The following is a 10,484-nucleotide window of genomic DNA, read 5'->3' as shown; positions in this document are numbered from 1 at the left end:
ACACCACGGAGGAACAGGCTCAGGCGGGGCCGCCGGGCTGCTCCTTCAAGCGCTCCCGCAGGAGGAACTTCCGGATCTTCCCGGAGGGCGTCTTGGGCATCTCCGAGATGATTTCCAGGCGGTCCGGCCAGTACGAGACGGACATGCCGGCCTTGCGGAGGTGCTCTCGCAACTCATTCAAGGAGGGAGCCTCGTCGCGAGGCACCACGACGGCGCACACCCGCTCGCCACCGATGCGATCATCCGCATGGGCCACGACGGCGACCTCGCGCACCTTGGGATGCGCGTACAGCGCGGACTCGACCTCGACGACGGGAATCTTCATTCCATGCCGGAAGATGATGTCCTTGAGCCGGCCCGCGATCCGGATGCCTCCGCGCCCGTCGTCGCGCGCCAGATCGCCCGTGTCGAACCACCCCTCCGCGTCCACACACGCGTCGTAGATGTCCTCGCGCTTGAAATACCCGAGGCACTGGCTCGCGCCGCGGACCAGCAACCGCCCCGCCCCATCCGGGAAGGGCGTCCCGTCCTCGGAGAGGGCGGGAGCGATCTTCACCTCCATCCAGGGAACGGGAGCACCGTCGCTGTTGGCCGGCCAGTCGGGCGGATCCTCGTTCCGGGTGATGGTGACGGCGCCGTTCTCCGTCATGCCCCAGAGCGTGTGCAGCCGGACGCCGAGCACCTCGCGCACCTCGGCGATGAGGTGGGGCGGCACGGGCGTGGAACCGGTGGCCAGACACCGGAGCGTGCCCACCTTCCGGGGCCGGCGCTTCTGCGACGCCAGCATGTTCAGGTAGTAGGTGGGAATCCCATACATGAACGAGATCCCATGCTCCTCGATGAGCTTGAGGTGGAACTCGGGATCCGCCACGTCCAGGTAGACCGCCGTGGCCCCGAGCAGGACGGGCATCTGGAAGAGGTAGGTGAAGCCACTCGAGGCGGTGAGGAGGCTCGGCAGGGAGATGACGTCGTCCGCGCCCAGCCCCAGGGTCTCGTTGAGCGCGCGGGTGATGGCGTAATTCGTGTTGTACGAGTGGATGACGCCCTTGGGCTCGCCGGTGGTGCCCGAGGTGTAGAGCACGTTGAACACGTCATCCGCGCGGGCCGACAACGCGTCCAATGAGCTGGACGGATGGCGCTCCTCCCACGGATGCGCGGTGAAGTGGGCGTCGAAGTCGAGCTCCCCCTCCCCCACCCCGCTGCCCGCCCCGAGGAAGATCCGGTGGCGCAGCGCCGGGAGCGCCGGAGCCATCTCGCGCAACATGTCCCGGTGGGAGAAGCCGGTCCAGCTCGCGGGCCCGATGTACACGGGCGCCTCGGTCCTGTTGAGGATGAACTCCACCTCGCGCCGCCGGTAATCCGGAGGAATGGGCGCGAGCACCGCGCCGATCCGCGCGCACGCCAGGGCCAGCGCGGTGAACTGCCACCAGTTGGGGAGCTGCACCGCGACGAGCTGCCCGCGCCCGACACCCAGCTCGCGCAAGGCTCCGGCGAACCGCTCCATGTAACGGCCCAGCTCCGCGTAGCTGATCCGCGTGAGATCCCTCGAGAAATACCGGGCCGCGATGATGGCTGTCTTGTCCGGGTGCTTCTGGATCGCACGGCGAAGGTCATCGACAACCGTTTCGTCGCGCCACCAACCCTTCTGACGATAGGCCGAGCCGTTGAGCCGCGCGACAGTGCTGTCGGACTTCTCCGCCATTGCCATGACTCTCCTGTTGGTTTGTCTTTATGTGATTTGTTGTTTCATGCCCTAACACTTTCTCAACGGCTGGCCAATGTCGGATTTTTTTTACATCGGCCGCCAAGTTCACACATTGACGAGGCATCGATCAATTTCTTATAGGGTGGTTCTCGATAAGCATCGAAGTCACGAATTGTCTCCCCCCCACCAATCATGACTCGCTCGATGACCGCAGCAACGACAGACGCTCGCGTCGAGCGCTCCCCCGATAGCGCCCTGGGCCCGCTCGAGGCGCATGCGAGACATATCCGGCGGCTCATCGTCCGGCTCGCCGCCACCCCGGCGGGATGCCACCTCGGAGGCTCCCTCTCCCTCGTGGAAATCCTCGTGGCGTTGCTCGGGTGCGTCATGACTCTCCGTCCCGAGGACCCGCACTGGGAGAGAAGGGATCACCTCATCCTGTCCAAGGGACACGCCGCGGCGGGGCTGTATGCCGCCCTGTCTGAATTTGGCTTCTTCGATCCCGAGGAGCTCGTCCAGCGCTACAACGCGGAGGGCAGTCCCTTCACGGGGCATGTCAATGCAAGGGTTCCCGGGGTGGACTTCTCCACCGGGAGTCTCGGACATGGACTGGGGTTGGGCACCGGGCTCGCGCTCGGCTACCGCCTGAAAGGTCTGTCCAATCGTGTCTATGTCATCTGTGGCGACGGCGAGATGGGCGAGGGCTCGAACTGGGAGGCCCTCCAGATTGCCTCACATCAACGTCTGTCCAATCTGACAGTCATCATCGATCGGAACGGGGGCCAGAACGACGGCCCCACGGAGTCGATCCTCTCGCAGGCGGCGCTCGCGGACCGGCTGCTCATGTTCGGGTTCGACACGGTGGAGGTGGACGGACACGATCTCCCGGCGCTGCTCCAAGCGCTGGAAGCCCCTCCCACCGGGACGGCTCCGCGCGCCCTCATCGCGAGGACCCGGAAGGGCGCGGGCGTGCCCCTGTTCAAGGGCAAGGGCCCACACTACGCGGTCTTCTCTCCCGAGCAGCTCCGGCGCGCGCTCGTGTCCATGGGAGAGACCCCGTGAGCGACACCCAGACGGGCGGCGCGGATCTCGCGAGCGCCCCGGAGGCCTGGCTGCGGGAGAACCCCAAGCTCTCCAACCGGCAGATCTTCCGGCATGCCCTCGCGCGCTTCGCCGACCAGGAGCCGCGGCTCGTGCTGCTGGAGGCGGACCTGGGCGGCGGGGGAGATCCCTTCGAGGCCCGCCACCAGGGCCGCTACTTCAACCTGGGCATCTGCGAGGCCACGATGCTCGACATGGCGTGCGGCATGGCGCACGTGGGGCACGTCGTCTTCGCGCACACCTTCGCGCCCTTCGGGGCCATGCGGGCCTGCGAGCAGGTGCGGCTCGGGATGGCCTACCCCCAGGCCAACGTGAAGCTCGTCTGTGACTACGGGGGCGTCTCGGGCGCGTTCTTCGGACCCACCCACCACGCCATCGAGGACCTCGCCATCCTCCGCGCCATGCCGGGGATGACGGTGTTCTCCCCCGCCGACGGGCTGGAGACCCTCCTCGCCACCCGCGCGATGATCGAACATGACGGCCCGGTGTACATGCGGCTCGGCCGCAACCGGGTGAGCCGGCTGGAGGAGCCTCGCGGTGACTTCGCGCTCGGCAAGGCCCTGTGCCTCCGGGAAGGCACGGACGTGGGGCTGATCGCCCACGGGGAGATCGGCGTCGACGTCGCGCTGGAGGCGGCCCGGCGGCTGGAGGGGCAGGGCGTCTCGGCGCGCGTGGTGAACCTGCACACGCTCAAGCCGCTCGACGAGGCGGCCATCCTCGAGACGGCGGAGCGGACGCGGCTGCTCGTCACGGTGGAGGAGCACAACATCCTCGGCGGGCTCGGCGGCGCGGTGTGCGAGACGGTCTGCGCACACGGGCCCGCCCGGCGGGTGCTGCGGATCGGCATCCAGGATCGCTACGATCCGCTCGCGGGCTCCCACGAGTCGCTGCTGCTCGGGCACGGGCTCGAGAGCACGGCCGTGGCCGAGCGCATCCTCGGCGCGTTGTCGCGTCCCCAATAGGCGTCGCTGGAACCTGACTCAAGGAGGAGCGGATGCAGCTGCAGAAGCAGATGGATGCCAAGGATGTCGCGGGAATCAACGGGTGCCCCACGTGTGCCTTCGAGATCACCGGGGACGGCTTCATGGAGGGCGAGGTCGTCACGTGCGAGGGCTGTTCCGCCGAGCTCGAGGTGGTGGGCCTGAAGCCCCTCCGCTTCGCCGAGGCGCCCGAGGTCGAAGAGGACTGGGGCGAATAGTCCCCTCCCCATGAAGAAGATCGATCTCATCTACACCCGGCTGCGCGCGGAAGAACGGATGATCCTCGAGGCGCTCCGCAAGCGCGACTGCGCGGTGGAGCTCCATCAGGACGCGGATCTCGTCCTGCCCCTGGACGCCGGGCACTGGTCCGGGGGCGGCGTCGTGCTGATGCGGAGCATGTCGCTCACCCGCTCCCGGTACCTGGCGGCCATCCTGGAGGTGAAGGGCGCTCGCGTGGTGAACAGCTCCAGGGCCATCGCCACGTGCGGGGACAAGATCCTCACGAACCTGGCGCTGGCCGCCCAGGGCATTCCCATGCCGTGGTCGTTCGCGGGCTTCGAGGAGGAGGCCTGCCTCGGGGAGATCGAGCGCCGGGGCTACCCGGTGGTGACGAAGCCGGCGGTGGGCTCGTGGGGCCGCATGGTCGCGCGCATCGATGGGCGCAACGCGGCCGAGGGCCTCCTGCAGATGCGCTTCGAGATGGGCGGCGCGAGCGATCACGTCGCGCTGGTGCAGCAGTACATCGACAAGCCGGGCTATGACCTGCGCGTCTACGTGCTGGGCCGGACGGTGGGAGGCATCCGCCGGCGCTCGGAGCACTGGGTGACGAACACCGCGCGCGGCGCCGTGCCCGAACGGTACGAGGTCCCCGAATCCCACGCGACGCTCGCCGAGCGCGCCGCGGCGGCCGTGGGGGCGGACATCGCGGCCGTGGACCTGCTCGAGACACGGAGCGGGGAGCTCCTCGTGAACGAGGTCAACCACTGCGTGGAGTTCGCCCGGAGCATCGAGTCCACCCGGATTCCACTGCCGGAGCTGATCGCGGACTACGCCGCGGGGGTGCATCCATGACGCGCGTGGCCGTGCTGGGCGCCTCGGGCTACACGGGCGGCGAGGTGTTGCGGCTGCTCCTGGCCCACCCGGGCGTGGAGGTCGTCCAGGCCACCTCCGGGCAGTTCGCGGGCAAGCGCCTCGACTTCCCCCACCCGAGCCTCCGGGGCATGAGTCCGCTGCGCTTCGTCCCACACGAGGCGCTGGAGCCGTGCGAGCTGCTCGTGAGCTGCCTGCCCCAGGGAGGACTGCTCCAGCGCTGGGCCCAGGTGCGAGGGCTCGCGGACCGGATCGTCGACCTCAGCGCGGACTTCCGGTTGGACCCGGTGGACCACGCGCGCTGGTATGCGAAACACCCGCGGCCCGAGGACGCGCCGCGCTTCGTCTACGCGCTCCCCGAATGGACCGCTGGTGAGCTTCCCGAGGCCCGCTATGTGGCCGTCCCCGGCTGCATGGCGCACGCCGCGCTCCTGGGAATCCTCCCGCTGGTGCGCGCGGGCCTGGTGAAGCCGGAGCTCGTCGTGGACGCGAAGACAGGCTCCTCGGGCGGTGGCGCCACGCCGGACCGCTCGTCCCACCACCCCGAACGCGCCTCCGCCCTCCGCTGCTACCGGCCCGTGGGGCACCGGCACACGGGGGAGATCGAGAACGTCGTCGAGCGGCTCACCCGGACACGCCCCAGCGTGCACTTCAGCGCCACGGCCGTGCCGAACGTGCGCGGCATCCTCGCGACGGTGCATGGCTTCGCCGCCAGGCCCCTCGACGAGAACGAGCCCTTGCGCGCCATCGCCACCGCCTACCGCGAGAAGCCCTTCGTGCGGCTCATCCGGCCCAACACGAGCGCCTCGCCCTTCCCCGAGCCCGGTCCGCTGCAGGGGACGAACTACTGCGACCTGGCCGTGGACGTGGACACGGAGCGCCAGCGGATCGTCGTGAACGTGGCGATCGACAACCTGGTGAAGGGCGCGGCGGGAACGGCCGTCCACGCCATCAACCTGATGCTCGGGAGACCCGAGACCGAGGGCCTCGGCTTCCGCGGCCTGCATCCCATCTGAAACACAGGGGAGGAACACATGAGCACGAATGGAACCGCGGGGACCGAGCTGTCCCCCGGGCGGGCTTTCGCCGCGGCGGTCGTCTCCCAGGGCACGAAGGCGTCCGTGGAGTTCTCCACGACGATCACCGACGCGTTCCCGGGCTTCAAGCGCCGCCCCCGCATCGCGGTGCGCGGCCTCTTCAAGGTCGTGAAGACGGAGCAGCCCCAGGTCAAATACTGGTACGAGACGCGTCCCCAGGCCGCCCTCACCGAGCAGGTCATCGACGCGCAGCTGAGGCAGGAGGCCACGTTCGAGTTCCACTCGGACAAGGCGGAGCTGAAGCCGACCACGGCGTGGGTGCAGGTCAACCCCGAGCTGCTGAATGACCCCGAGGCGCTCGCGACGTTCATCGACTACCGGCTGCTGGTGCGCCTGTGCACGGCGGAGAACCAGGCGCTCGCACGCGGTCCCGGTGGCGAGCGCGTGCGCGGACTGCTGGAGACCCCCGGCATCACCCGGCTCGCCGCGCGGGAGAACCCGATCGCCTCGCTCCTGGCGGCGTGTGATCGCGTGGAGCAGGTGGGCGGCTCGGCGGACGGCATCCTCATGAACCCGGCGGACTACTACCGCTACTTCGTGGGCCAGGGCAGCCTGCTGAGGGATCTGGCGGACATGGGCGTGCGCATCGCCCGCGCGCGCATGGTGAACCCCGGCACCCTCATCGTCGGGGACTACACCGCCGCCGCCACCATCTTCGACAGCGGCCGCTCCGTCATCCGCTTCGCCGAAGCCCCCAAGGGCATCTTCCCGCGCGAGGGGCTCGCCGTGTGCGGGGAGATCTACGAGTCCCTGGTGGTCCACCTGCCCACGCACTTCTACGTCGCCGCGCTGGTCTGACGGCAACCGGAACAGGGAGCACGCGTGTCTCGACATCCTCTCAAGGTTCTCTACATCACCGGCTGGTGCCGCAACGGCAGCACGATCATCGGCAACGTGCTCAACGAGGTGGAGGGCTTCTTCCACACCGGCGAGCTGAGCTTCCTGTGGAAGAACGCCCATGGCAACGGCTCCAACACCTCCTGTGGCTGCGGTGAGGCGCTGACCCGCTGTGGCATCTGGTCCAGGGTGCTCCAGGAGGAGACGCCCCCGGGCCGGAGTCCCGCCGAGCATGCCCGCGACGTCGTGAGGCGTCAGACGGAGGCCGTCCGGACGCGCCACACGTGGAACATCCTCCGGGAGGGCACCCGCTCGGAGGCGGTCCGCGAGTATGCCGCCACGCTGAGCCGGACATACCGCGCCATCGCGGACGCGACCGGCAGCCACACCGTGGTGGACAGCGGCAAGCTCCCCTCCGAGGCGGCGCTCCTTCCGCACGTGGAAGGCGTCACGCCCTACTACCTCTACCTGGTGAGGGATCCGCGCGCCGCCGCGCACTCGTGGACGAAGACGAAGCAGTACGTCGTCCCGATGTCCACGTTCCGCAGCACCTCGTACTGGGTGGGGTTCAACCTCGCCTCCGAGGCCGTCATCCGGCGCTACCCCGAGCGCTCGTTCTTCCTCCGGTACGAGGACTTCATCGCCCATCCGGACAGCGTGGTGGACGGGCTGTTCGGGCTGCTCGGCACGGAGGGCGCGGTGAATCCGGTGAAGGGGCGAACGGTCCACCTGGGCGGGAACCACACCGTCACGGGCAATCCGGATCGTTTCCGCGCCGGGCCCACGCTCCTGCGTCCGGAGGACGATTCTTGGAAGAAGGAGCTCCCCTCCCGGGCGAGGGCCCTCACCGAGGCGCTGTCGTGGCCGCTGATGGCCCGCTACGGCTACTTCCAACCGCCGCGCACCCAGGCCCGCGCCAACGTGGGCTCCGTGACCGCGAACAACGACACCCGGGAGGACGTCCGTGGAACTGGGACTGGCAGGTAGGGTCGCGCTCATCGCGGGAGGCTCGAGCGGACTCGGGCTGGCCGTCGCCGAGGAGCTGGCGAAGGAAGGGGCCCATGTCGCCATCGGCGCGAGGGACCCGGAGAAGCTCGCCCGGGCCGAGCGCCGGTTGAAGGAGCTCGGCCGGGGCCAGGTGCTCGCGACGGAAGTGGACCTGAAGAACCCCGAGGCCGTCCGCCACTGGGTCGAGGACGTGGCGGGCCGCATGGGGGCGCTCCACATCGCGGTGACGAACAGCGGCGGGCCTCCTCCGGGCCCGGCGACGAAGTTCGGCGTCGAGGCGTACCGGGAGGCCGTCGACGCGGTGCTGCTGCCTCCCATCGGTCTGGCGTTGGCCGCCCTCCCCCACATGAAACAGGCCCGGTGGGGGCGCCTGCTCTTCATCACCTCCGAGACGGTGGTCCGGCCGGTGGCGCGGTTCGCCCTCTCGGGGTTCTCCCGGCTCGGCATCGTCGGGTTCGCGTCCGCGCTCGTGCAGGAGCTGGGGGACTGTGGCGTCACCGTCAACGTGCTCGCCCCGGGCTACACCCGCACGCCTCCGGTCGAGCGCACCGCGGGGACCGGGGGAGACGTGGACTCGGGACTGCGCGCCATGGCGGCCCACATTCCCCTGCGCCGGGTGGGACTCCCCGAGGAGTTCGCCGCCGCCGCCGCCTTCCTCGCCAGCGAGCGGGCCTCGTTCATCACCGGGACGGTGCAGCTCGTCGATGGTGGCGCGAGTGTGATCGGATGAGCGGCGGGCCCATCGTGGTGAAGATCGGCGGCGCCCCGGGGGTGGACCTCGAGAACGTCTGCGCTGACGTCGCGGAGCTCGTCCGCCAGGGCGAGCGCGTCATCGTGGTGAATGGAGGCTCGGACGCCGGGGAGCGCCTGCTGAAGCTCCACTCGCTCGAGCGCCCCGAGGTCACCACGCCCTCCGGCAACGTCGTGCGCCTCACGAACGCGGCCACCCTGCGCGTCCTGATGATGGCGTGGGTGGGCGAGGTGAACAAACGCATCGTCCTGGCACTCGGGGAGCGGGGCGTCTCCGGGCTCGGGCTGTGCGGCGCGGATGGACGGGTGCTCGTCGCCCGGCGCCGGCCTCCGCTGAAGATTCACGACAACGGGCGGCTCCGGATCGACCGGGAGCACCTGGCCGGGGAGCTCACCTCGGTGAACACGGGCCTGTTGGGAACGCTGATGGAGCTGGGCCACGTGCCCGTCCTCTGCCCTCCCGCGGTCACGGAGGACGGCGTGCTGGTGAACGCCGATGCGGATCAGATCGCCGCCTCGGTGGCCACCGCGCTCGGCGCCCGGGCCTTCGTGATGCTGTCGAACGTGCCGGGACTGCTGGAGAACCCGAACGAGCCGCTGACGCTCGTGCGGCACAGCGACGACGTGGAAGGCTGCATGCAGCTCGCGGCCGGACGCATGCGGTACAAGCTGGACGCCGCGCGCAAGGCGCTCCAGGGCGGAGTCCCCTCCGTCTACGTGAGCTCCTCCCGCGTGCCCCGCCCCGTGTTCGTCGCCCTCACCGAGGAGTCCGGCACGAAGTTCACCCTCCCCCGGAAGGACGCGGCCAATGCGGGCACGTGAGAAGTCGATCGAGTTCCTCAAGTGGATGGTGGAGCAGTACAGCCCCAGCCACCACGAGCAGGCCTTCTCCCGCGCCCTGGCCGGGCAACTGGAGCGCCGCGGCTGGCGCGCGCACACCGACGAGGTGGGCAACACCATCGCCAGCCTGGGCGAGGGTGACACGTGCATCGCACTGCTCGGCCACATCGACACGGTGCCCGGCGAGGTGCCGGTGCGCATCGAGGACGGACGGCTCTTCGGACGCGGAACGGTGGACGCCAAGGGGGCCCTGGGCGCCTTCATCGAGGCCGTCGAGTTGCTCGAGGAGAGCGAGCGCGCCGGGAAGACGTTCCTGCTGCTCGGGTGTGTCGAGGAGGAGGTGGCCATCACGCGCGGTGCGTTCCACGTCCGCGAGCGCTACCGCCCGGACTTCGTCATCAACGGAGAGCCCAGCGGAGCCCATGCCGTCACCATCGGGTACAAGGGGCTCGTCCGGGCCGAGCTCGAGTACCGGGCGAGCCGGCGCCACACGGCGAGCCGGGACTACCGCGCCCCCGCCGAGCACGTCGTCGAGGCCTGGAACCAGCTGCGCGCGGACTGTGACGCGTGGAACCGGGAGCGGTCGCTCTTCGAGCAGAACCTGCCCGCGTTGACCTCGTTCCAGACGGGCTCCACGGACACCGAGGAGTGGGCCCGGGCCAGCGTGAATGTCCGCACCGGGCCGGCCAGCGATGGCGAGCGGCTGCTGGCGCTCCTGGGCGGCGTTCCCGGCGTCACCGTGAAGGCCCTGTCGAACAAGGGGGCGGTGAGCACGGAGGGGAACGACGCGCTCTCGCGGATGTTCAAGCGCGCCATCCGCGAGCGGGGGGCTCGTCCGACGCTCCGGCTGAAGACGGGGACCTCGGACTGGAACACCGTGGCGGAGGCGTGGCGGGTGCCCACCCTCGCCTACGGCCCCGGCGACTCCTCCCTGGACCACACGCCGCACGAGCACATCGGCCTCGACGAGTACGAGGAGGGTGTCGCGGTGCTCGCTCGCGTGCTGGCGCTGTTGCCCACCAAGACGTCCGGGTGAGGGTTGTGACGGGGTGCACACCCTGGCTGTTCGCGCCGTCA

The 10,484-nt window shown here is 69.7% G+C and carries 11 protein-coding genes; 10 read left to right on the top strand and 1 reads right to left on the bottom strand.

Going from position 1 to position 10,484, the window contains the following annotated elements; translation table 11 throughout:
• Nucleotides 1–19 precede the first annotated feature (19 nt).
• Complete coding sequence (locus tag Q664_RS39560; RefSeq protein ID WP_043408339.1) at nt 20–1,702, bottom strand: AMP-binding protein; 1,683 nt, start codon at nt 1,700–1,702, stop codon at nt 20–22.
• A gap of 195 nt (nt 1,703–1,897) precedes the next feature.
• Between Q664_RS39560 and Q664_RS39555 the strand changes: the two genes are divergently transcribed.
• The 10 genes from Q664_RS39555 to Q664_RS39510 are packed head-to-tail and all read left to right on the top strand — an operon-like array spanning nt 1,898 to nt 10,443.
• Nucleotides 1,898–2,767 (top strand): transketolase, encoded by an 870-nt coding sequence (locus Q664_RS39555; RefSeq protein ID WP_200883834.1) that lies wholly within the window; start codon nt 1,898–1,900, stop codon nt 2,765–2,767.
• Complete coding sequence (locus Q664_RS39550) at nt 2,764–3,768, top strand: transketolase family protein (protein WP_052519229.1); 1,005 nt, start codon at nt 2,764–2,766, stop codon at nt 3,766–3,768. The genes Q664_RS39555 and Q664_RS39550 overlap by 4 nt, the downstream gene beginning before the upstream one ends.
• Nucleotides 3,769–3,800: 32 nt before the next feature.
• Nucleotides 3,801–4,004 carry a lysine biosynthesis protein LysW gene (gene lysW, locus Q664_RS39545; protein ID WP_235217065.1) on the top strand — a complete coding sequence of 68 codons (204 nt, stop codon included), beginning with the start codon at nt 3,801–3,803 and terminating at the stop codon, nt 4,002–4,004.
• 10 nt (nt 4,005–4,014) lie between these two features.
• A complete protein-coding gene (locus Q664_RS39540) occupies nt 4,015–4,857 on the top strand; it encodes a RimK family alpha-L-glutamate ligase (protein ID WP_043408336.1) in 843 nt (280 codons plus the stop codon).
• Complete coding sequence (gene argC / locus Q664_RS39535) at nt 4,854–5,891, top strand: N-acetyl-gamma-glutamyl-phosphate reductase (RefSeq protein WP_043408333.1); 1,038 nt, start codon at nt 4,854–4,856, stop codon at nt 5,889–5,891. Before Q664_RS39540 ends, argC begins: the two co-directional genes overlap by 4 nt.
• Nucleotides 5,892–5,909: 18 nt before the next feature.
• Nucleotides 5,910–6,770, top strand: coding sequence for a family 3 encapsulin nanocompartment shell protein (locus Q664_RS39530; RefSeq protein WP_043408330.1), 861 nt, complete (start codon nt 5,910–5,912; stop codon nt 6,768–6,770).
• A 24-nt stretch (nt 6,771–6,794) separates the two neighbouring features.
• On the top strand, nt 6,795–7,796 hold the full coding sequence (locus Q664_RS39525) for a sulfotransferase (RefSeq protein ID WP_152622602.1): 1,002 nt from the start codon (nt 6,795–6,797) through the stop codon (nt 7,794–7,796).
• On the top strand, nt 7,774–8,547 hold the full coding sequence (locus Q664_RS39520; protein ID WP_043408326.1) for an SDR family oxidoreductase: 774 nt from the start codon (nt 7,774–7,776) through the stop codon (nt 8,545–8,547). The genes Q664_RS39525 and Q664_RS39520 overlap by 23 nt, the downstream gene beginning before the upstream one ends.
• Nucleotides 8,544–9,389: a [LysW]-aminoadipate kinase gene (locus Q664_RS39515; RefSeq protein ID WP_043408323.1), complete on the top strand. Its 846-nt coding sequence runs from the start codon at nt 8,544–8,546 to the stop codon at nt 9,387–9,389. The genes Q664_RS39520 and Q664_RS39515 overlap by 4 nt, the downstream gene beginning before the upstream one ends.
• Nucleotides 9,376–10,443, top strand: a complete 1,068-nt coding sequence (locus Q664_RS39510) for a M20/M25/M40 family metallo-hydrolase (RefSeq protein WP_043408320.1) — start codon at nt 9,376–9,378, stop codon at nt 10,441–10,443. Before Q664_RS39515 ends, Q664_RS39510 begins: the two co-directional genes overlap by 14 nt.
• The last annotated feature ends 41 nt before the right edge of the window (nt 10,444–10,484 follow it).

The organism is Archangium violaceum Cb vi76 (genome assembly GCF_000733295.1).
GTDB lineage: Bacteria > Myxococcota > Myxococcia > Myxococcales > Myxococcaceae > Archangium > Archangium violaceum.
The sequence above is the reverse complement of the archived record's forward strand: the minus strand, read 5'-3'. Positions and strand labels throughout refer to the sequence as shown.